The sequence below is a fragment of the Vreelandella olivaria genome (assembly GCF_023507745.1).
Lineage (GTDB): Bacteria > Pseudomonadota > Gammaproteobacteria > Pseudomonadales > Halomonadaceae > Vreelandella > Vreelandella olivaria_A.
Window position 1 is genome coordinate 36,317 of the sequence record NZ_JALPZO010000073.1, and the last position, 20,881, is coordinate 57,197.

The 20,881-nt window shown below is 55.5% G+C and carries 19 protein-coding genes; 10 read left to right on the plus strand and 9 right to left on the minus strand.

Going from position 1 to position 20,881, the window contains the following annotated elements; genetic code table 11:
• Positions 1-44 precede the first annotated feature (44 nt).
• From HP566_RS06545 to HP566_RS06560, 4 genes are all read right to left on the minus strand, one after another.
• Positions 45-1,544 carry a sodium:solute symporter family protein gene (locus tag HP566_RS06545; RefSeq protein WP_249976462.1) on the minus strand — a complete coding sequence of 500 codons (1,500 nt, stop codon included), beginning with the start codon at positions 1,542-1,544 and terminating at the stop codon, positions 45-47.
• 145 nt (positions 1,545-1,689) lie between these two features.
• Positions 1,690-2,082 carry a RidA family protein gene (locus tag HP566_RS06550; RefSeq protein WP_249976463.1) on the minus strand — a complete coding sequence of 131 codons (393 nt, stop codon included), beginning with the start codon at positions 2,080-2,082 and terminating at the stop codon, positions 1,690-1,692.
• Positions 2,079-3,611: an N-acyl-D-amino-acid deacylase family protein gene (locus tag HP566_RS06555; RefSeq protein ID WP_249976464.1), complete on the minus strand. Its 1,533-nt coding sequence runs from the start codon at positions 3,609-3,611 to the stop codon at positions 2,079-2,081. The genes HP566_RS06550 and HP566_RS06555 overlap by 4 nt, the downstream gene beginning before the upstream one ends.
• Positions 3,568-4,431 (minus strand): MurR/RpiR family transcriptional regulator, encoded by an 864-nt coding sequence (locus tag HP566_RS06560; protein ID WP_249976465.1) that lies wholly within the window; start codon positions 4,429-4,431, stop codon positions 3,568-3,570. Before HP566_RS06560 ends, HP566_RS06555 begins: the two co-directional genes overlap by 44 nt.
• A gap of 124 nt (positions 4,432-4,555) precedes the next feature.
• Here HP566_RS06560 and HP566_RS06565 point away from each other — a divergent pair, with 124 nt between their 5' ends.
• Positions 4,556-5,767, plus strand: a complete 1,212-nt coding sequence (locus HP566_RS06565; protein WP_249976466.1) for an amino acid deaminase — start codon at positions 4,556-4,558, stop codon at positions 5,765-5,767.
• Positions 5,768-5,892: 125 nt separating this feature from the next.
• Here the strand turns inward: HP566_RS06565 and HP566_RS06570 are convergent, their stop codons facing one another.
• From HP566_RS06570 to HP566_RS06585, 4 genes are all read right to left on the minus strand, one after another.
• Entirely contained in the window at positions 5,893-6,567 is a 675-nt protein-coding gene (locus HP566_RS06570; RefSeq protein ID WP_249976467.1) for an HAD family hydrolase, read from the minus strand.
• A complete protein-coding gene (locus HP566_RS06575; protein WP_249976468.1) occupies positions 6,564-7,538 on the minus strand; it encodes a 2-hydroxyacid dehydrogenase in 975 nt (324 codons plus the stop codon). The genes HP566_RS06570 and HP566_RS06575 overlap by 4 nt, the downstream gene beginning before the upstream one ends.
• Before the next feature lie 28 nt (positions 7,539-7,566).
• Complete coding sequence (locus tag HP566_RS06580; RefSeq protein ID WP_249976469.1) at positions 7,567-8,535, minus strand: sugar kinase; 969 nt, start codon at positions 8,533-8,535, stop codon at positions 7,567-7,569.
• Positions 8,536-8,601: 66 nt separating this feature from the next.
• Entirely contained in the window at positions 8,602-9,657 is a 1,056-nt protein-coding gene (locus HP566_RS06585; RefSeq protein ID WP_249976470.1) for a substrate-binding domain-containing protein, read from the minus strand.
• Between the two features lie 136 nt (positions 9,658-9,793).
• Between HP566_RS06585 and HP566_RS06590 the strand changes: the two genes are divergently transcribed.
• The 3 genes from HP566_RS06590 to HP566_RS06600 are packed head-to-tail and all read left to right on the plus strand — an operon-like array spanning position 9,794 to position 13,174.
• Entirely contained in the window at positions 9,794-11,320 is a 1,527-nt protein-coding gene (locus tag HP566_RS06590; RefSeq protein ID WP_249976471.1) for an amidase, read from the plus strand.
• A gap of 49 nt (positions 11,321-11,369) precedes the next feature.
• Positions 11,370-12,188: a methyltransferase domain-containing protein gene (locus HP566_RS06595; protein WP_249976472.1), complete on the plus strand. Its 819-nt coding sequence runs from the start codon at positions 11,370-11,372 to the stop codon at positions 12,186-12,188.
• On the plus strand, positions 12,185-13,174 hold the full coding sequence (locus HP566_RS06600) for a class I SAM-dependent methyltransferase (protein ID WP_249976473.1): 990 nt from the start codon (positions 12,185-12,187) through the stop codon (positions 13,172-13,174). Before HP566_RS06595 ends, HP566_RS06600 begins: the two co-directional genes overlap by 4 nt.
• Before the next feature lie 19 nt (positions 13,175-13,193).
• Here HP566_RS06600 and HP566_RS06605 read toward each other — a convergent pair whose 3' ends face one another.
• The gene (locus HP566_RS06605) at positions 13,194-13,949 is read right to left on the minus strand and encodes a FadR/GntR family transcriptional regulator (protein WP_249976474.1); all 756 of its coding nucleotides are present in this window, start codon (positions 13,947-13,949) and stop codon (positions 13,194-13,196) included.
• A gap of 193 nt (positions 13,950-14,142) precedes the next feature.
• Between HP566_RS06605 and HP566_RS06610 the strand changes: the two genes are divergently transcribed.
• The 6 genes from HP566_RS06610 (at position 14,143) to HP566_RS06635 (ending at position 20,848) form a co-directional block, all read left to right on the plus strand.
• Positions 14,143-14,883, plus strand: coding sequence for an SDR family oxidoreductase (locus HP566_RS06610; RefSeq protein WP_249976475.1), 741 nt, complete (start codon positions 14,143-14,145; stop codon positions 14,881-14,883).
• Between the two features lie 21 nt (positions 14,884-14,904).
• Positions 14,905-15,747 (plus strand): fumarylacetoacetate hydrolase family protein, encoded by an 843-nt coding sequence (locus tag HP566_RS06615; RefSeq protein ID WP_249976476.1) that lies wholly within the window; start codon positions 14,905-14,907, stop codon positions 15,745-15,747.
• A 165-nt stretch (positions 15,748-15,912) separates the two neighbouring features.
• On the plus strand, positions 15,913-16,950 hold the full coding sequence (locus HP566_RS06620) for a zinc-binding alcohol dehydrogenase family protein (RefSeq protein WP_249976477.1): 1,038 nt from the start codon (positions 15,913-15,915) through the stop codon (positions 16,948-16,950).
• Complete coding sequence (locus HP566_RS06625; protein ID WP_249976478.1) at positions 16,947-18,584, plus strand: UxaA family hydrolase; 1,638 nt, start codon at positions 16,947-16,949, stop codon at positions 18,582-18,584. Before HP566_RS06620 ends, HP566_RS06625 begins: the two co-directional genes overlap by 4 nt.
• Complete coding sequence (locus HP566_RS06630; RefSeq protein ID WP_249976479.1) at positions 18,581-19,711, plus strand: mannitol dehydrogenase; 1,131 nt, start codon at positions 18,581-18,583, stop codon at positions 19,709-19,711. Before HP566_RS06625 ends, HP566_RS06630 begins: the two co-directional genes overlap by 4 nt.
• A gap of 150 nt (positions 19,712-19,861) precedes the next feature.
• Positions 19,862-20,848, plus strand: a complete 987-nt coding sequence (locus HP566_RS06635) for a C4-dicarboxylate TRAP transporter substrate-binding protein (protein WP_249976480.1) — start codon at positions 19,862-19,864, stop codon at positions 20,846-20,848.
• Positions 20,849-20,881: the final 33 nt, after the last annotated feature.

Genomic DNA, 20,881 nt, shown 5'->3' on the forward strand with positions numbered 1-20,881 from the left:
CGCTGATGGGATATCTCAGCGGGGTTTTTTATACGGGGTTGTTGTTAGCGTGGGGTTGAAGCCGCTTCAGAGCCAGTCAGTGTAGGCTCTGGTACTTGCTCCATGCGTTGGCGCTCCTGATCAAGAATTGCTAAAGCCTCAGATGAGGTGATACGCGAAGCAGGCGCCAGGAGGGTTACCGCTACCCCGGTGACCAGGGCTGCCAGCACGGCGGGAATACTGGGATTACCCCAGAAGGCCGTCCAATCGCTGTTAGCGATAATGAGCATAGACGTTAGCGAAGCACTGATCAGTGTCGCGATGGCACCTTGCCAGTTGTAGCGCGGCCAGAAGCGGCCCAGCATGGCACACACAAACAGCCCTGACAGGATGGTTGAAATCATCCGGGTGATGTAAGTGATGACATTATCAGAAGTAAGCGCAAATAAGAGTGCCAGGCCGATAGTAGCCACTAATGCAATGCGCGAAAAGCGTACCACGTTACGTGCAGAGGGCGTACGACCTGTTGCCAGCACGTATAAGTCACGAATCAGGGTAGAGACACCGGCAATGGCATCCGAGCTGGCACTCGACATGGTGGCTGAAAGCCCTGCGATCAATAACAGTAGCCCTAATCCGAGAGGCATAATTTCAGTGGCCAGGAACGGGAAGGCATAGTTGCTATTCTCAAGCCCAGGATTCAACGCGTGAGTCGCCATTCCAATAATGGCGGGGATAATAGAGAAGCCCAGGTAGAGAACTCCCGTAATCAGAAACGAACGGCGTACCGAACTCACTGATTCGCCAGAGTAAATGCGTTGACGAAAGGAGGGGGTTGCCAACACACCAATGGCGATGACGGCTGCCAGCGACAGAGCGGGCAGGGCGCCAATCTGTCCGATGCCTAAAAAGCTGGTAGCTCCCGCATCCATGCCTGCGGCAAGCCCTGAAAAGCCGCCAACTTCCACTAGCGCCAAAATGGCCATCAGGATAAAGCCTGCAAACAGCACGATGGCTTGAATGGTGTCGGTCCAGATCACTGCAAAGTAACCGCCGACAACGCAGTAAATGCCAAAGCCCAAGGCTACCAGGATACGCGCCGTCGTCAGGTCGATACCTGCCATCCAGGACAGATAAAGGCCGCCACCGAGGATATGTGCACCCAGCCAGCCGATGCAGGCAATATAGATAAGGAGCGCCACGATATTGCGTACCAGACGGTTAGCGCCAACGTAATAAGCGATCTCTTCGCTCATGGTCATAAAACGCAGCCTGCGTACCGGCGCAAAGCAGATGGCGAGTAGCAGCACACCGATAGCGCCACCAATACCGTATAAAGCGCCAGCCCAGCCATTGGCATAACCGAAGCCAACGGCACCCATACTTGAGCCGGTGCCCACCATGGTAGCTACCGTGGTGCCTACGGTGAGAAAGAGAGGAACACTGCGACCGCCGAGCAGAAAGTCGTCTCCGCTACCGCGTTTGTGCCGAGAGACCCACCAGCCAAACGCAATCATGGCGGCGATGTAGAGAAGAAAGGTGACAAGGAATATTTGACTGTTCATGGTAACCTCTTATCGTTGTTTATCCGGCCGTTGCCGCGGCCGAAAATAGGCAATGGAGGTGATTGCCGCGGGCGTTCTTATGCTAGTCACGCGGTAATCTGGCACCGTGCCCTTGCCGGGGCGCGGTGTCTTCTTATTGGATGTGTTAAGCGCGATCAGCCCTGAAGCACTTCACATCGACTTCTACTTTGCAGTCCACTACCAGGTCCTGAACGCTACAGATGCGTGCCGGTGGGTTGTCGCCAAACAGCTCCTTAAACACCTTGTTGAAAGAGGTGAAGTAACGTGCATCAGTCAAAACAGCAGTGACATGCACCACATCTTCAACGCTGTAGCCAGCTTCGTTCATAATGCTCAGGCAGTTATCGAAGGCGAGACGGGTTTGCTCAATGATGCCGCCGTCAACAACTTCGCCATCGGTCATTGGTGTTTGGCCGGATACGTATAACCAGCCACCTGCCTCTACGGCGCGGGCAAAGGGTAGTTTCTGGCCGCCAGTACCAACGCCACCTTCGGTGCCGTATCGTGTGATGCTCATGGTGTTTGCTCCTGTTTGGATTGATCAGAGGGTGTCATGTGAGAAATGCGTTCAGTGCGTCTTAGCATCCGCCCTGAGCGTTGCCCGGTAATGGCGCCTTGGTGATAGGCGATCTTGCCATTCACTACCACCAGCTCAATGCCTTTAGCGGCGGCGATAGGGGTTTCGTAATTTGCTGTGTCTTCAAGCGTATTCAGGTCAAAAAGAGTGAGGTCTGCGTAAGCTCCAATGCGGATTGTCCCCCGATCCGTTAAGCCAAAATTGGCAGCCGAAAGACTGGTCATCTTGCGCACCGCTTCGGCTAGGGGCATTAAATTTAAATCTCGGCTGTAATGGGCAAGAACACGTGGAAAAGCCCCCCACAACCGTGGGTGAGGGTTGGGGTCATTGGGCAGGCCATCGGAACCCACCATGGAGAGCGGATGTGCCAGAACCTGCTGCATATCCGCCTCACTCATGTTGTGGTAAACCGCCCCGGCGGGCTGTAACTTCCTGGCCGCATCGATGAGCGGCATCTTCCATTCGGTGGCAATATCCTTCAAAGGGCGGCGTGCCTGCTCAGGGTGAGGCTGAGACCAGGTAATAGTGATCTCAATTTCATCTGTCACCTGACCTAAGTCGAGGGTGGAAGAGCCGGCGGTATAGGGGTAGCAATCGCAGTGGGCATGTTGGTGCTGAGTGGCGGCTTCAAGTTTGCTCAGTGCCTGGACAGCACCACCCCAGTTGCCCGCTCCGGCGCATTTTAGGTGCGAGATTACTAGTGGCACCTTGCCTTCGCGCGCTGTATTAAATGCCTCATCCATCGCATCCAGCAGGCCTGCAAACTCGTCACGCAGATGCGTGGTATATACGCCGCCTGCCTCCCCAACGATAGCTACCAGAGGTGCCATTTCGGTGGTGGGTGCATGAATTGCATTGCGGTAAGCCAGTCCAGAACTGAGCCCTAAAGCACCTTCATCCAGCGCTTGTCGTAGCAGCGCCTCCATCGTGGAGATTTCTGCTGAATTTGCGGGGCGGTCAAAGCTATCCATTACCTGGCTACGCAAACTGGTATGCCCCATCAGGGCGGCAACGTTAATACTGGGTTGGGCGGTATCGACGGCCTGGGCATAGTCAGCAAAGGTGGGGTAGCGGAAGTCTTCGGCATTACCCAATAGATTCATCGGGTCGGGAACATCGTGCGCCAGTGTGACAGGGCTTGCACTGATGCCACAGTTGCCCACTACGACGGTGGTCACGCCCTGGGTCAGCTTCGGCTGCATGTCTGGCGTGCGAATCACATTGGTATCGTCATGGGTATGGACATCAATAAAACCAGGTGCCAGATAGTATTCCTGGGCATCAATAATGGTATTGGCCTTGGCATAGGGCATCTCGCCGATGGCGCAGATACGCTCGCCTTGAATAGCCACATCGGCGCGAAAGTGGGGAGCACCTGAGCCATCCAGAACGTTGGCATTACGAATTAACAGGTCGTAAACCATCTTAGTCTCCCAATGGCTGCCGGTTATCACCACCGCGATGGTCATCAAGGCTCAGCTTCAGGCGGCGCAACTTGCTGCGCGAGCGCTCGCGGTGGCGCATGGCGAGTTCAAGTGCCAATACATCGATGACCGCCAGCATGGCGTAACGTGAGGCAGAGGGGTGGTAGATAAAGTCGGTTTCACGAGAGGTAATCGGAAGCACAATATGGGATGTTTCGGCTAGCGGGGAATTCATTGCCGTGATGGCAATCACCTGGGCACCGTACTGTCTGGCAATTTGTGCCGACTCCACCATCTCCGGGGTGTAGCCAGTTGCCGACAGCACAACGACCACATCATCCGGCTCAAGGGTAGAGGCTACCATGCGTGGTAGCAGTGCCTGTGGGTAGGCACAGATCGCATAGCCCAGGCGTACCAGCCGAAACTGAAGCTCCTGGGAAAGGATGCTTGAACCACCCCCAGCACCGAAGACGAGTATCTGGCGTGCTTGGTCTAACTGTTCCACTGCACTCGCCACATCGGCCTGGGCGAGAAGATCCCGGTTAAGCGCCAGTGTTTGGGTGGCAATTTCATAGACGACGCTTGAGCCATCTTCGGGCGTTGCTTCCTGGATAAAACGACGACCCGCCGCCAGGGCGCGGGTTAAACGGGTTTTTAAATCGCGCACGTTGGTGCAGCCAACTGCACGGGCAAATCGGGTGACGCTGGCATCACTGACGCCAGCGCGTTTTGCAATCTCACCGATACTGGCCTCGGTGACAAAATCAATGTCGGTAAAAATCAGCTCAGCGACTTTTTTCTCAGCATCGCGCAGCGCGCCAAAATCGGTGGTAATACGTGACAAAATATCTATTTCCTGAATCACCGTGGACTCCTGGAGGTTGCCTTGTTTAAAAACTATGTTAGTTTCTAACTTAAAGTCAATAAGTGTGAAAATTTCTAACATTGCTGCGGTTAACATCTATTCTGAATCTGCTGGAGGTGTAGAGATGCAAGCGAATGCTTTAACGGTGGAGAAAGGCGGTATTGAGTTGGGGCCTAACCTGTTGTCAGGAGTGAGCTTGCCAGCAGCCGTGGTTTACAAGGGGCCGCTGGAGCACAACCTGACGTGGATGCAGCGCTTTGCTGAGGCTCACGGTGCTCATTTGGCTCCTCATGGTAAAACCACCATGACACCTGCACTTTTCCATCGCCAGATTCAGGCGGGGGCGTGGGGCATTACACTGGCAACGGCACCCCAGTGCCGCGCTGCTTTTGTTAATGGTATCAAACGGTTGTTGATGGCTAACCAACTGGTGGGGCAGGCCAATATGGCCATTGTTGCCTCCCTGCTGGAAAAGGGCGCTGAGTTTTTCTGCGTCGTTGATAGCCATGAAAACGTACGCCAGCTAGGGCGCTTTTTTGCTGAACGCGGTTTAAGGTTATCGGTGCTGATTGAGGTGGGAGTGGAGGGGGGGCGTTGCGGTTGCCGTACCCAGCAGCACATTCTCTCTTTGGCAGACGCTATTTCGGATGAGCCTGCGCTTTCACTGGTAGGGCTGGAAGGTTATGAAGGTGTTGTACACGGCGATGATCCTGAAACCGGAATCCGTCATTATGCTAAGTATTTAGTGGAGGTGGCGGTAGCACTGGAGGGCGCTGGTCACTTTGCAGACCCTAACCCGATTGTGACGGCATCGGGTTCTGCCTGGTATGACGTCATTGCGGAAGCTTTCCACGCAGCGCCACTGCAACAAGGTAGATTCACCCCTGTGTTACGCCCTGGATGCTATGTGGTGCACGATCATGGGTTGTATCGTGATGCGCAGGCTGCGGTGATGGCACGTCGGCCTGATTTACAGCAGGGGCTTGAGCCTGCTTTGGAAGTGTTTGCCCAGGTGCAGTCACTACCGGAGCCGGGACTTGCCATTATCGCACTCGGGAAACGCGATATTGGTCACGACCAGTTGCCTATCGCCCTGCGCCGCTACCGGGAAGCTGGAGCGCGCGAGCAACTGCTTTCGGTAGCAGGCTGGGAAGTGACCAAAATAATGGATCAGCATACCTTTGTGCGGTTACCTGAAGCAGCGCAGGATGTTACGGTGGGGGATATCGTGGCGTTTGGCGCCTCTCATCCGTGTTTGACGTTTGATAAGTGGCGCCAACTGCTGTTGGTAGATAGCGATTTAAACGTTAAAGAACATCTGCCCACCTGCTTTTAATAAGTAAGGCTCAAGCAGCTGGCAGATGCCCACCAATGGCAAGTGTCAGGGCATTTGCCAGCTCTCCCAACTGCTCCCGGCAGCGTTCAATGCTGGGAACTTCCTTTAAAAGCTTAAATATGTGATTAGAAGCTTAAATATGTGATAGCCGCTAGCAGCTCACTGGCATGACGAATACCGATAGCGCCTTCGGGCGTTTTTTCTTCTTCAGGAAAGTGGTTAAGGTGGATAACGTGCATACCTGCTGCCAGCCCTGCTTGAACACCTACGGCAGCGTCGTCGATCACAACGCAGTGTTCCGGTAAATAGCCCATGGCGGTGGCCGCTTTGCGATAAAGCTCCGGGTCTGGCTTCCAGACATTGAGGGTATAGGCGCTGAACAAGCGCTCTTCGAAATAGTGGGAGAGCTTGGTGCTTTCCAGGGCGCAGCGAATTTTGCGTTCAGGCCCATTGGATACCACGGCTTTTGCGTAGTCGTTTAATTGTGCCAGGGCGGCAGGCATGCCTTCAATCGCAATCAGTTCGGTTCGCATGCGTGCTTCCATGCGGGCGCGCATATTCGATTCAAGTGTGGCGGATCTGCCTTCTGCCAGGGGCTGGAAGCGACTCTCCAGTGTTTGGACGATCGTGTGAAAACGCACACCACGAAACTCTTGCATATATTGTCGCGCTGTAAAGGGCAGGCCGTATTCAGGCAGGATATCGCCCATTACCTCGGCGAGGAGGATTTCACTATCCACCAGGGTGCCATCGCAATCAAACAGCAGGCAGAAAGATGTGGCCTTGTTAGCAGAACTCATCGCCATACTTCCTCATTAACCAGGCTGATGGGACGTTTGCCCTGTAAGGCCAAACGAGTATTATCCACTGCCCGCTGCGCCATGGCATCTCGGGTTTCGTGGGTGGCAGAGCCAATATGGGGCAGGGCAACGACGTTTGCCATACGCGGTAGCGGTGACTCGCTGGAAAGGGGTTCCTGGGCAAAAACGTCCAATCCCGCCGCTTTAATCACGCCCTGTTCCAGGGCCTCAATCAAGGCTTTTTCATCGATGACCTTGCCACGTGCAATATTGACCAATATCGCAGAAGGCTTCATGTGGGCGAGTTCAGTGACGCCGATCAAGTGTTCAGTTTCGGCTGTCAGAGGGACGGTTACGCAGACAAAATCAGCATCGGCCAGCAGTTCGTGCAGTTCACACCGCTGAGCGCCGAGCTCTTGCTCCAGGGCCGGTTTTGGCGATGCGTTGGAGTAAAGAATGCGCATCCCAAAGCCGAGGGCGCCGCGTCTGGCAACCGCTTGCCCTATACGGCCAAAGCCGACCATGCCGAGGGTTTTGCCGTGTACGTCACTGCCGAACAAGTCGGGGCCGATGCTCGTTTGCCAGTGTCCCTCTTTAATCCATTCGGCCAGTTCGACAACCCGTCTGGCGGTTGCCATGATCAGTGCAAACCCCGTATCGGCGGTGGTTTCTGTCAGCACATCGGGTGTGTTGCACAGCATTATGCCGCGCTTGGTCAACTCGTCGACGGGGATATTGTCGTAGCCGACAGAGATGGTCGCAATCACCTCAAGCGCTGGCGCTGCATCGAGTAACGTTGTGGTTACCTGCATGCCTGAGCCGATGAGCCCGTGGGCATTCGACAGCATGCTGTGCACGTCCGGCTGAGTGAGATCTAACGGTTTGGTTAGTTCCGCCACCTGAAAGTGCTGCTCCAACTCTGCCCGTTGGGTGGGGCTGAGTCGCCCCATTACGATGACATTTTTCTGCATGCTGACTCCTGTCCATAGAGGGTAGGTATTAGTGCTGTTCCAACTGTTCCAGAACCTTTCGGGTGGGCAGTCCTTCCATATCACCCACTACCTGTACCGCCTGAGCTCCAACCAAATTACCACGATTGAGTGCCGCTTGAGGGGGCAGCCCATCCAGCAGGGCACTGATAGCACCTACGGCGAATCCATCTCCTGCACCAACCGTATCAACCACATTGGCCACGGGTTGGCCCGGTAGAGTAAAGCTTTCCAACTCCCCCCCGAGTATGCCCCGATAGTAACTGCCCTCTGGCCCTAGCTTGATAATCACCGCTTTAACACCCTGCTGAAGGTAGAAGTCGGCAATGGCTTCAGGCGTTTCCTGGCCAGTGAGCAAGCGCCCTTCAGATAGCCCTGGCAGCACCCAATCAGCCAGACTGGCAAGCGCATTGAGTGTATCTCGCATGATGGCTTCGCTGGGCCATAGCGATGGGCGAAGGTTGGGGTCGAAAGAAATGCTGACACCTGCTCTGCTGGCTTGCTCCATTAAATGGCGCGTTAACTGTGCGGCACTTTCAGACAGGGCGGGGGTAATGCCGGTGGCGTGCAGGTGGGTGAGGGCTGGAAAGTCGATACCCGTTGCATCCTCAATGCATAGATGGCTGGCGGCACTGCCACGTCTGAAATAAGTGACCTTCGGGTCGGCTCCGCCCTCGGCACGCTCTTTGAACAGCAGACCAGTGGGGTGTTGTGCGTCGGTATGGATATGACGGCTGTCTATCCCCTCGGCCTCCAGGGCCTGGCGGATGAACTGACCGAAACTATCGCTACCCACCCGGCTCATCCAGGCAACATGAAACCCCAGGCGGGCAAGGCCGATGGCGACATTGTTATCAGCGCCTGCCAGGCGGCGGTGGAAGTGTTCCACCGTGGCAAGTTCGCCTGGGTCGTCTGCCACAAACATTGCCATGGCTTCGCCAAAGGTAAGAATGCTGGGTGATGAAACAGGTGGTGTCATTGGATGCCTCAAATGGTTGTGTTGTTAAGTGGAAGCTGTTTTGTCACGTAGTGAGTTTTGGGCCCGTCACTCTAACGCTGGGCCTGCCCCAGGTTTTTGAGGCCAGCGGACAATAGTGCTCCCTCTGGGGACGAGTGAGGGGGCGTGGCGGTATTGCCCGGGGAGTTCAGGCGCATGTTGAGGGTGAGTACGGGAGAGTTGATTAAGCAGGCAGGCCACTGCCGCGTGGCCAATGGCATCGGTTGGCTGGGCCAATGTGGTAATGCCCGGAGGCACTAGCGCGCACCAATCCATCTCATCAATACCGATCAAGCCAACCGGCCCCATGGCGATTCTCAAGTGCTGAAAGTGTCGCGCCATGGCAAGGGTGGCATTGCCATTGGCGCATAGCACTGCACAAGGTGAGGTGCGGTGTGCGCTGGTAAATGCATGGAGTACTGGCACTGCATGGCGCTCGTCAAGACAGGTCAGTATCTCACTCTGCAAGCCGAGTGATGCTACTCGTTGCTGGAAACGCAGCAGCCGTTCCTGGCGGGCACTGGCCTGCTCGGGGGGCTCACTCGCGTAAAGCACGGAGCGGTAACCCTGCTGCACCAGGTGGTCCAGCGCCATCTCAATCGCCAGGGCATTATCAAGACCAATCACTTCGGCGCCAATCTGGCCCACTTCGCGATCAATCAGTACCAGCGGTACACCGCTGCCCATTAAAGCCTGCAGGGGTTGCTTGGGTTGCCCTGCCGCATTAACGATCAACCCTTCCACCTGATAGGACGCCAACGATGCCAGATGGCGTTGCTCCAGTTCAGGGTCGTTATCGGTATTGCACACAATAAGCGAGTAGCCCTGAGCGTGCGCCGACAGTTCTACACCATGCACTATCGCAACGGAAAATGGGTTGCGTATATCGGCCACCAGCATACCCAATAGCCGGGAGCCGCCGCCTTTCAGGCCGCGGGCCATCAGATTGGGCTGATAGCCCAATGTGTGGGCTGCCTGTCCAATACGCGCCTGAAGAGTAGCAGAAAGCTTGTCACGTTCCGGCCCAAAAAAGCGCGATACGCTGGTTTTGGATGTTCCAGCCAAAGTAGCGACTTCAATCAGTGTGGCACGGGATGATGGCATGGTTGGTAAAAGCCCCAGCGGTAAAATGGGAACGTTCCCATTAATGTTTCCCACAGTAGTGGTTTTACGTTTTAAAGACAATACTGTCGATGCAGCAAAAATCATAAGGGGCTCTGCTAGGCTGGAAGAAAACAGGATGGTAGCGATGTACCTTGATGAGTATCAGCAGCATGACGCGATGGGGTTGGCTGAGTTGATTCGCCGCCGCCAGGTAAGCCGTGGGGAAGTGCTTGAAGCGGCTTTAGCCGCTATTGAGCAAAGCAACCCCGTGCTGCATGCAGTGGTAAGAACCCGTATTGATCAGGCAAGGCAAGAGAGTCAGCACCAACCCGAAGGGGCGTACTTTGCTGGCGTACCTACGTTAAGCAAAGACCTTTTAATGGGGATCAAGGGGGAGCCACTGACATTCGGTAGTGCCGCGTTATCCCAGTGGTACCCAACAGAGGACGCCCTACTTATCGAGCGTTCGCGCAGAGCTGGGTTGGTGATTGTGGGGCAAACCGCAACGCCAGAACTGGGGCTAATGGGCATTACCGAGCCCAAGGCGTTTCCTCATCCTGTAAATCCGTGGCGTGCTGGTTACTCCCCAGGTGGTTCAAGCGGTGGCGCCGCGGCGGCCGTTGCAGGCGGTATGGTACCTTTGGCGCTGGCTGGCGATGGAGGTGGCTCTATTCGTATTCCTGCCAGCTATTGCGGCTTGTTTGGTTTTAAACCCTCCCGGGGCAGGGTGCCGCTGGCGCCTGCTCATGGGGAAATTTGGCAGGGGGCGGTGATTGAACATGCCATTACCCGCAGTGTGCGCGACAGCGCCGCGCTATTGGAGCAGGTCAATGGTATGGCGCCTTCGGGACCCTATCCGGTGCTCCACGAAACCGGCTACGTGGCTTTGTTGTCGTCCCCCTGCCCGCCGCTGCGCATTGCTTTTTCTTTGGGCGAGCCACTTAGCCGTGGCTTAGGTACTCAACTAAACCCGGAGGTAACAGCCGCCGTTGAAAAAACCGCCAATCTATTGGCAGCGATGGGGCATGAGGTGGAGTGGTGTGACCCGCCGGTAGATGGTGATGCCCTGGCAGACAGCTATCTTACTCTTTACCTGGGGCATCTGGCGGCGGATCTTAGATGGATTAGCCAACAGACAGGCGTTCCGCTGAAGCGGTTGTCGATCGAACCTGCTACCCGGGCGATAGGCCGGTTGGGTGCGAAGCTTTCCGCCTGGGAGTACGAGACAGCTAAACGTTATTGGCATACCGCTGCAGAGCAAATGAGCCGTTTTCACCAGCGTTATGACGCCCTTGTGATGCCCGTGGCAGCGGATACCGCTCCCAAATTAGGTGAGCTCTACCCCACGGTGGCGCGAGAGCGGCTGATGGCATTATTGGCTATTCCTGGTGTGCCAAAGCTGGCGCTAGAAGCGGGTATGTTAAAGCGCCTGGCGGTGGATGCATTAAGCCGAACGCCCTTCACCCAGTTGGCAAACCTGACCGGTCAACCAGCGATGTCGCTCCCTTTGCATGTGGCGTCGAGTGGGTTGCCGGTTGGGGTACAGGTAGTGGGGCGCCTGGGGGAGGATAAGCGGCTAATGCAGCTGGCCGCAGCGATGGAGCAGCATGAAAACTGGCAAAAGCCTCTTCCCCGGCAAGCGTTCCCACCTCAGGCAGGGTAAACTACGCGCCTTTGATACAGTGCCAGTTGCGATAATTCAGGCTTGATGCATGCACCCAACCTATGAACTGACTGAAGCGGGCGACCGTTACTTCGATGGCCTGGCGGATAAGTTTTCCCGTTCGCTTTATCAGGCGCCCCGCGGAGAGCTGCGATTAGCGATGCTCGACTACTTATTGCCGCAGATGCTTCGCCTGCAAACCCAACCCGTGCTGGATATTGGTGGCGGTTTAGGGCAGCTCTCCGCCTGGTTGGCTAAACGTGGACATGCGGTGACGATGGCCGAACCTTCGCAGGATATGCTTGAGCATGCTAAAGCGTGGCACGCTGAACGCAGCCACCAGGGGGACTGGTTACCTGAGCAGCTTCGCTATCTTACTGCTCCACTTCAGGCGCTTCCCGCCCAGGCCCCAGGGCCATGGCCGCTGATTACCTGCCATGCCGTGCTCGAATGGCTGGGTGACCCACAGCAGGCACTGCATATCCTCGCTAGCCTGTTAGCTCCTGGCGGTCAATTGAGTCTGATGGTGTTTAATCGGGATGCGTTGCGCTTTTCCAACGTGGTGAAAGGCAATCTGCAAAAAGCGCTCGGAGACCAGCTGGAAGGCAAGGGAAAGCGTCAGCGCTTAACGCCTATTTCCCCTGTTACCCACCACGATATCAGCCTATGGGCGCAGGAGTGCGGCCTGATCATGGAAAGCGTGGCAGGGATTCGAATTTTTCAGGATTACCTGCGCCAGCCACCCGCCAAAGATATCGATCAGGCGGCGCTGTTGGCACTTGAAAAACAGTATTGCCGACAGGACCCCCATTGGCGGCTAGGCCGCTATCTGCTTTATACCTTCACCAAACCCGAGGCTGATGTATGAGTGCTCAACTGCCCGCTTGCCAACTACTCGAACGCTACTATGGGCAGGCAGCCCATCTAATGCCGGTTGCACCACCCGCCGATGCGTGGTTGATGGAGCACTCCAGCGCCATGGTAAGTGGTGATGCGGCGCTTCGTCAGCAGTGGGTAGCGAATGGCAAACTGGCCGCCAGCCCGTTTGATTCGCCTTTCTCCCGGCAGGCAGGCCAGGTGGTGTTGTTCTGGCCCAAGGCCCACCAACTGGGTGTGTGGTGGCTGGAGTGGTTGTGTCATGTATTGCCCGAAAATACACCGGTGGATATTGTCGGTGAGCACCAGGGGGGGATTAAGCGGGTTCCCAAGGTACTTGGTGAACTGGGAATGAGGTGCGATAAGCTTGACAATGCGCGGCGCTGCTCACTGTTTTCCACTCGTACCGTGCCAATGGCAATACCGGACAACGCCTGGAAAAGCTTCGAAGCGTTGACGCTGACGCTGGTGAGTCATCCTGGAGTATTTGGCCACGGTAAAGTGGATGAGGGTACCACTTTACTGCTGGAAACCCTGGAAGGCGGTCTGCCGAAAACGCCGCTGAAGGTACTGGATATGGGCTGCGGCGACGGTATTATCAGCGCTTGGCTGGGAAACCGTGGCCACCTGATAACTGCCGTGGATGTCAGTGCTTTTGCTGTAGAGGCGTGTCGTAGAACCTTATCTGCCAACCAGATCAGTGGGCGAGTGCTGGAAAGCGATGTGTACACCGCACTGGAAGGCGAACGTTTTGACCTGATTGTCAGTAATCCACCGTTTCACCAGGAGCGGGATATTACCTACGGCCCCAGCAAACGTCTTATTGAAGGCGCATCCGATCACCTGACTGCCAGGGGGCAACTGATAATGGTGGCCAATGCCTTTCTGCCTTACCCCGAGCTGCTTGAGCGCTCTTTTAGTTGTTTTGAGACACTGGCGGATAACCGTCGCTTCAGGGTCTATCGTGGGCAACTGTAATAACCCGCGTAGTTATCTTTTATTCAGAAAAGAACACGTTCAGCACATGGTCAAGATGGACCTCCATGGATCGCCGGGCGGCGGCTGGGTCCCGCTCTTCAATGGCACGCACTATGCGTTCGTGGTCCCCCTGGGAGCGCTGGGGCATATCGGTTTCCATAAAGAGATCCTGAAGGCGACGAAACATGGCGCCGTACTTATGGCCCAGCAGGTGCTTGATTAACAGAGCATAGGCCGCGTTGCCTGATGCTTCAGCGATGCGGATATGCAATAAGCGGTCGCCAGCGCAGTTCCGTCCCCCATCGGCGTTATCAGCCACATTCCGCTCAAAGGCGCGGCGGATAGCCTTCATATCCTCCTCAGACGCATTCATGGCGGCCAGGGCCGCAATTTCCGGTTCCAGGTAACGCCGGGTCTGGAGTAGGGAGAAGGGGGGGATCTCTTCGTCCAGATTCAGTTCAATTTCGCTGGCGAACTCTGGGTCAAGCGCCCAGGGTTCAGTGCGTGCGGCGGCCCGCATCACTGATTCCTGAGTGGTAGTGCGGGGTGCTAAGACGACTACCCCGTGCCCCACGCGTACCTCCACCTGCCCCACAACCTCCAGTGCAATCAAGGCTTCCCGAACAGAGGCCCGGCTGACACCCAGCAATTGAGCAAGCTCACGCTCGGGCGGTAGTAGTGTTCCTGGGGGGAACTCACCTTCGTTAATCAGCTGTTGCAACTGATCCGCAATTTGGCGGTAAAGTCGTTGCGAGCGGACTGCTTGAATTGGCATGGGGCGGTATTCCTGCACTTTTTAACAATTGATTTGCGACTAAAGTTCATCCCCGAAAGCATTAAAATGCCCTTTCGAAGGCTTGTCAGGATGAAACGCTCTCACTCATACTCGGGGTATTGGTCAGGCCATTGGATATCTGGATGTTTTGGCCTGATATATGTTCCCACGATTCTTAGGGATGTGCCATAGCATGAAACTCAACAATAAAACGGTACTGATCACTGCCGCGGCCAATGGCATAGGGCGCGCCAGCGCTGAACGTTTCGCAACTGAAGGAGCGCGTGTCTTTGCCACTGATATTGATATTGCCACGCTAAAAGAAATGAAAGGCGTTGAAGCTTATCCATTGGATGTTACGGATAGCCGAGCCATTCTTGAGCTGGCCGGTTCGCTGCCAGCATTGGATGTTCTCTTTAACTGTGCTGGTATGGTACCGGGTGGCAATATACTGGAGTGCAGTGAAGCATCCTGGCAACGCACGATGGAGCTGAATGTCACCTCTATGTTCCATACTATTCAGGCGTTTTTGCCGGGCATGCTGGAAAAGGGGGGTGGCAGTATTATCAATATGGCATCGCTTGCTTCGAGTATTAAGGGCGTTGCCAACCGTTGTGTCTATGGCACTACCAAAGCTGCAGTCATTGGGCTAACCAAAGCGGTTGCCGCCGATTTTATGACCCAGGGTGTGCGCTGTAACGCGATTTGCCCCGGTACCGTCGAGTCTCCTTCGCTGAAGCAGCGTATTGCTGATCAGGCACGCCAAGAGGGCCGTAGTGAGGCGGATGTGTTAGCTGCATTTATCGCGCGTCAACCAATGGGACGGCTGGGCCGAGTGGAGGAGGTGGCGGCTTTGGCGGCTTTCCTGGCCAGTGATGAGGCAGCCTTTATTACCGGTACCACCCAGCTTATCGATGGTGGCTGGGCTAATTGATTATTGAGGATCTACAACAAGATGAAATTGGTACGTTTTGGTCAGCCGGGTCAGGAAAAGCCGGGCATTCTCGATAGCGCCGGGGCAATCCGTGATCTCTCCGCCATTGTCGATGATATTGCTGGGGAGGTACTGAGTGATAAGGGCCTACAGCGGCTTCGTGATATCAATATTATGGGGCTGCCCGAAGTGGCAGGCGACACCCGGCTGGGTCCCTGTGTGGGGCAGGTGGGCAAGTTTATCTGCATTGGCCTTAACTACTCAGACCATGCGGCTGAAACCGGTGCTGAGGTGCCGCCTGAACCCGTTGTGTTTAATAAGTGGACCAGCGCCATCTGTGGCCCCAATGACTGTGTGGAAATTCCCCGTGGCTCGCAAAAGACCGACTGGGAAGTGGAATTGGGGGTCATTATTGGTAAGAGTGGGCGTTATATTGACGAAGCCGATGCCATGTCCCATGTGGCTGGGTACTGTGTGGTGAATGATGTCTCTGAACGTGAGTTCCAGCTTGAACGTAGCGGCACCTGGGATAAGGGTAAAGGGTGCGATACATTTGGTCCTCTCGGCCCATGGCTGGTATCCCGTGATGAAATTGCCGACCCTCACCAACTGAACATGTGGTTAGAGGTTGATGGCAAACGCTATCAGAATGGCAGTACACGAACCATGGTCTATCAAATCCCTTTCCTGATCAGCTATCTCAGCCGTTTTATGAGCCTTCAACCCGGTGATGTTATCTCTACCGGCACGCCGCCCGGTGTGGGAATGGGTCAGCAGCCGCCTGTTTATTTGCGGGACGGGCAACGTATGCGGTTGGGGATTGAAGGTCTGGGCGAACAGCATCAACAGGTCGTGCAGGCTTAAGCGACGATGGCGTTTGCGACTTAGGTCTAGTCGTTGACGCCTTGGTAACTACTTGAGTCAGGGCTTGTGTTCGGGCATCTTGTGCTCATAAAGGTCTGACCACTGGATCAAAGTGCCTATCAGGCCAGTGCGGATGAACTGCGCCTGACGAAGAGGGATGCATTAATGCAAGTTCTCGTCTGTTCAAAGCCTCAACATCTTGAGCTGCAGGAGTCGGACTACCCGGAGTGTCGTGCTGGACATGCAGTGGTGCGCATACGCCGTATTGGTATCTGCGGAACCGATATTCACGCCTATGGTGGCAACCAACCTTATTTCCAGTATCCCCGGGTGCTTGGCCATGAACTGGCTGGTGAGGTGGTCGATGTTGCCGATGCGCCGTCACGGCACCTGATGGGAAAACAGGTGTATGTCATTCCGTATCTGCATTGTGGTGAGTGCCGGGCTTGCCTGCTTGGTAAAACCAATTGCTGCCAGAATATGCAGGTTATCGGCGTGCACAAAGATGGAGGTATGGCTGAGTTTCTGGCAGTCCCCATTGCTCATCTGGTGGTGTCAGAGACGCTGAGTCTGGACCAACTGGCACTGGTGGAGTGTATGGCGATCGGTGCCCATGCGGTAAGGCGCAGTGCCATCCAGCCTGGAGAGCTTGCCGTTATCGTCGGGGCGGGACCAATTGGAATGGGTGTATTGCAGGTGGCGAAGAGTAAAGGGGCGCGCACCCTGATGGTGGACACCAATACTGCCCGGCTGGCCTTTTGCCGCGATGTGCTGGGGGCCGATGCCACTGCCAACCCACAGGAGCCAGCAGCAGCTGCACTGATCCGTGAACTGAATGATGGCGCGCTGGCGGATGTGGTCTTTGATGCCACCGGCAACCCCCGTGCGATGCAGGCAGGGTTTGATCTGGCGGGCCATGGTGGGCGCTATGTGCTGGTGAGCGTTGTAAAAGCCGATATCTCGTTTAGTGATCCTGACTTTCACAAAAAAGAGTTGACGTTAATGGGTAGCCGTAATGCCACTCAGGAAGACTTTGCCCAGGTTGTATCGCTGATGGAATCGGGAGGGATAAAGGTTAAAGCCATGATTACCCATCGTGCCAGACTGGCCGATACCCCTTCCCACATGCCGCAGTGGTGTGACCCGTCTCATCAGGTTATCAAAGCCATGATCTCCATCGACCCAGAAGAGGTGCTCGTATGAGTGACCTGATTGCCCGTCAAGCGCCTCATCTTACGTTGCGCGTTCATGCCTTGGATAATGTTCGCGTCGCGTTGGCCGATCTGCCAGCTGGTGCCGTAGTAGAGGATCAGGGAAAGCAAGTTACCCTGCCAGGCCCTGTCCGTCATAAGCATAAATTTGTATTGAATGATATGGCGGTAGGCGATGTGGTGGTGATGTACGGTGTCACGGTAGGTAAGGTGACGCAGCCAATTGCTGCTGGCGGTGCCATTACCACTGAAAACCTCGTTCACTCTACGGATGACCTGCCTGCGGAAAACAAACAGGAAGACTGGCAGCCACCTTCGGTAACGCAGTTTGAAACCACCACCTTCGAGGGGTACCACCGTCCGGACGGACGGGTAGGTACTGCGAATATATGGCTTGTGGTACCCCTGGTGTTTTGTGAAAACCGCAATATCGAAGTATTACGCCAGTGCGTGGCGGAAGCGCTGGGCGATGATCCTTACCATAGCTACAAGCAACTGGCGAGAAAGCTTCTGCATGGTGAAGAGGCCATTGCCTCACAGGTTCCTACTGGTGAGCGCCTGTTTCCTAATGTGGATGGTGTGCGCTTCCTCGTACATCAACTTGGCTGTGGTGGTACCGACAGCGATGCTGAAACCCTGTGTCACTTACTGGCGGGGTATATCTGCCATCCCAATGTAGCGGGGGCAACGGTGCTGAGCCTGGGCTGCCAGAAAGCTCAGATCACCATGCTGCAGGACGCCATAGCGCAGCGGGATCCCAATGGTTACAAGTCGGTCAGCTATTTCGAACAGCAGCAGTCCGCAAGTGAAGAAGTGCTGATACGTGATGCGCTGACCGCGATATTTGATGGCCTCAAACGAGCCAACCAGGTTAGCCGCCAACCGGCGCCGCTTTCCGAGCTGACAATCGGAGTTGAATGTGGCGGCTCGGATGGCTTTTCCGGTTTATCTGCCAACCCTCTGGTGGGCGCTGTGGTGGACCGGCTGGTGACCCTGGGCGGCAGTGGTATGTTAAGTGAGTTCCCCGAGTTATGCGGTGTCGAGCATGAGCTGTTGGCACGCTGCCGCAATCCAAAGGTAGCCGAGCGATTCACATCGTTGATGACTGCCTATCAGCGCCATGCAGAGGCGGTGGGTGCTCACTTTTCCATGAATCCCTCGCCGGGCAACGTGCGTGACGGTTTGATTACTGACGCCATGAAATCGGCAGGCGCCGCCAAGAAGGGAGGCGACAGCCCGGTAGTGGATGTTCTTGATTACACCGAACCCATGACCCGTAAAGGGCTCAACCTGCTGTGTACACCAGGAAACGACGTGGAATCCACAACGGGGCTGGTGGGGTCCGGCGCTAATCTGGTGCTGTTTACAACCGGACTTGGGACACCGACCGGTAACCCCGTTGCACCGGTGATCAAAATTTCCAGCAACAGTGAGCTGGCACACCGAATGAGCGATGTGATCGACTTCGATGCAGGTCCGATTATCCGCGGGGAGGCGCAAATTGCCGAACTGGCCGATGAGCTGCTGGCGCTGTGTATTGAAGCTGCATCAGGCCGCTATGTACCCAAAGCTGCCCGTCTGGCGCAAATGGACTTTATTCCCTGGAAACGGGGGGTTTCGTTGTGAGTTTGACGCTTTCTCAGGCCACTATTGTGCAATTCGGCACCAGCCGGTTTTTGCTTGGCCATGTGGCTGCTTTTGCCGGTGCCGCCCTGGCGGAAGGGCGCAGCTCTGAGGCTATACTGGTGGTGCAAATCTCACCACGCCCTGAAGGCAAAGCCAAGGCAGCCGCCTTGGCCAGACAGGATAGTTACCCTTTACTGATCAAAGGGCTGCGAGGCGGTATGCCCGTTGAAGAGCGGCGTTCGATTGGCAGCATTGCCGGGTGCATGGTTGCCCAGGAGGAGTGGGAGCAGCTGACACAGCACTTTATCGACACGGCTCGGTGGGTTGTTTCCAACACGGGCGACAGTGGCTATCAGATGGCTGACGACTCCAGTCTGGCCGCGGTTCCGACGAGTTTTCCAGGCAAGCTGACCAAACTGTTGCGGGCGCGCTTTGTTGCGGGCAAAACCGGGCTGACGCTGCTGCCCTGCGAGTTGGTTAGCCGTAATGGCGACGTGTTAAAAGAGATCGTGGCTCAACTGGCACAGCAGGATTATCAGGACGCTCGCTTTAGTGTCTCGCTGGATACCGAGTGCTGCTGGGCTAACACTCTGGTAGACCGCATTGTCTCCGCACCCATTGAACCCGTTGGCGCAGTGGCCGAACCCTATGCGCTGTGGGCCGTTCAACAGATGCCAGGGCTGGTGATGCCTTTTACGCACGATGCGATTGATGTCGTGGATTCGCTTCGCCCTTATGAGCTACGCAAGCTGCATATCCTCAATTTGGCCCACACCTTTCTGGTTGACCAGTGGTGGCAGCAGCGCCTGAAGCACTCGATCACGTACGTCAGAGAGGCCATTCAGGAACCCAGGCTTCGCAACATTCTTGGCGATGTCATGAACAATGAAGTACTGCCTGTTCTGGCGAAAGAGCTGCCAGGAATGGACCTGGACGGCTATTGGCAAAGTACGCTTGAGCGTTTCGATAACCCTTACCTTGATCACCGCCTTGAGGATATTGCCCAGAATCACCGCGACAAGCTGGAACGCCGTATAGCACCAGTGGTGCGCATGGCGGAAACCTATTCGATACCGACGCCGTTACTCAATGAAGCGCTGAATTGGGGAGGGCAATCAGGAGATTAATCACCCGGACGATGACACTTAAGGTGAACCTCTATGCGCCATCTCACCTGGGCAATCCAAACCAAAGAACGGCAAATATAGATGTAGAACAACACTGCCTGAAGGGCAGGATTACCACAGCGTTAACCACAAAAAAAAGAGGATTTTCTCATGCGCCTAAACAAACTTTCACTTGCCATTACCCTTGCAACGGTCACCAGCATTGGTGTTGTCAGTGCCGCGAACGCTAACACGGTTATCCGCGTTGCCTATGGCAACCAGCCCGGTGAGCCTGTTGATGTAGCGGTAAAACAGTGGGCTGAGTGGGTAAACGAAGCCAGCGATGGTGAACTGGAACTCAGAGCATTCCCGGCAAGCCAGCTTGGCTCTGAAACCGAGGTAATGGAGCAGGCCCGCTTCGGTTCGGCGATTATCTCCATTACTGCCTACAGTAATTTCCTGGACTCAGTGCCCGACCTGGCGGTTCTGGATGCCCCCTACTTGAGTGAGGACTTTGAATCCAAGCTCCGAGTGTTCGATTCAGAGTGGTTTGCGGACCAACTGGCCGAGGTTGAGTCATCCGGTTACCACATTGTCATCCCCAATACGATTTATGGTGTGCGCCACCTGTTATCCCGTGAGCCCGTCAGCAGCCCGGATGAGCTGAATGGTGTACGTGTCCGCGTACAGAATTCGCAGATGTACGTCGAGGCCATTCGGGCGATGGGGGCCACGCCAACGCCGATGTCTCTAGGTGATGTATACCCCGCACTGGCTCAAGGCATGGTGGACGGGGTGGAAAACCCAGCCGCTGTACTTTACGGCGGTAAATTCCACGAAGTGGTCAAGCATCTGAACCTGACGGCGCATATGCACACGGTTGCCCCGTTTGTCACTGGCAAAGCGTTCTGGGATCAACTGAGTGAAGAGCACCAGCAAGTATTGACTGATACCGGGCAGCAAATGGCCGAATACCTGGGAGAGCTGGTAGCCGAGGATAGTGAGCAGGCACTAGAGCGGCTGCGTAGTGAAGGCGTAGAGATTCATGAAGTGGATACAGCTCCCTTCCGTGAGCGTGCCGCTGAACAGATCCCCTCCGCATTCCCGCAGTGGAGTGATGGTCTCTACGACAGCGTCTACGAAATTATCAACGGCTGATAAGTAGGTGCTTACCTGGCTCCCCGGCTTGCT

Bases quoted from the DNA above. Each gene is read 5' to 3' on its own strand.
- HP566_RS06545 (WP_249976462.1), bottom strand. From the start codon at position 1,544: ATGAACAGTCAAATATTCCTTGTCACCTTTCTTCTCTACATCGCCGCC.
- HP566_RS06550 (WP_249976463.1), bottom strand. From the start codon at position 2,082: ATGAGCATCACACGATACGGCACCGAAGGTGGCGTTGGTACTGGCGGC.
- HP566_RS06555 (WP_249976464.1), bottom strand. From the start codon at position 3,611: ATGACCATCGCGGTGGTGATAACCGGCAGCCATTGGGAGACTAAGATG.
- HP566_RS06565 (WP_249976466.1), top strand. From the start codon at position 4,556: ATGCAAGCGAATGCTTTAACGGTGGAGAAAGGCGGTATTGAGTTGGGG.
- HP566_RS06570 (WP_249976467.1), bottom strand. From the start codon at position 6,567: ATGAGTTCTGCTAACAAGGCCACATCTTTCTGCCTGCTGTTTGATTGC.
- HP566_RS06575 (WP_249976468.1), bottom strand. From the start codon at position 7,538: ATGCAGAAAAATGTCATCGTAATGGGGCGACTCAGCCCCACCCAACGG.
- HP566_RS06580 (WP_249976469.1), bottom strand. From the start codon at position 8,535: ATGACACCACCTGTTTCATCACCCAGCATTCTTACCTTTGGCGAAGCC.
- HP566_RS06585 (WP_249976470.1), bottom strand. From the start codon at position 9,657: ATGCCATCATCCCGTGCCACACTGATTGAAGTCGCTACTTTGGCTGGA.
- HP566_RS06590 (WP_249976471.1), top strand. From the start codon at position 9,794: ATGGTAGCGATGTACCTTGATGAGTATCAGCAGCATGACGCGATGGGG.
- HP566_RS06595 (WP_249976472.1), top strand. From the start codon at position 11,370: ATGCACCCAACCTATGAACTGACTGAAGCGGGCGACCGTTACTTCGAT.
- HP566_RS06600 (WP_249976473.1), top strand. From the start codon at position 12,185: ATGAGTGCTCAACTGCCCGCTTGCCAACTACTCGAACGCTACTATGGG.
- HP566_RS06605 (WP_249976474.1), bottom strand. From the start codon at position 13,949: ATGCCAATTCAAGCAGTCCGCTCGCAACGACTTTACCGCCAAATTGCG.
- HP566_RS06610 (WP_249976475.1), top strand. From the start codon at position 14,143: ATGAAACTCAACAATAAAACGGTACTGATCACTGCCGCGGCCAATGGC.
- HP566_RS06615 (WP_249976476.1), top strand. From the start codon at position 14,905: ATGAAATTGGTACGTTTTGGTCAGCCGGGTCAGGAAAAGCCGGGCATT.
- HP566_RS06620 (WP_249976477.1), top strand. From the start codon at position 15,913: ATGCAAGTTCTCGTCTGTTCAAAGCCTCAACATCTTGAGCTGCAGGAG.
- HP566_RS06625 (WP_249976478.1), top strand. From the start codon at position 16,947: ATGAGTGACCTGATTGCCCGTCAAGCGCCTCATCTTACGTTGCGCGTT.
- HP566_RS06635 (WP_249976480.1), top strand. From the start codon at position 19,862: ATGCGCCTAAACAAACTTTCACTTGCCATTACCCTTGCAACGGTCACC.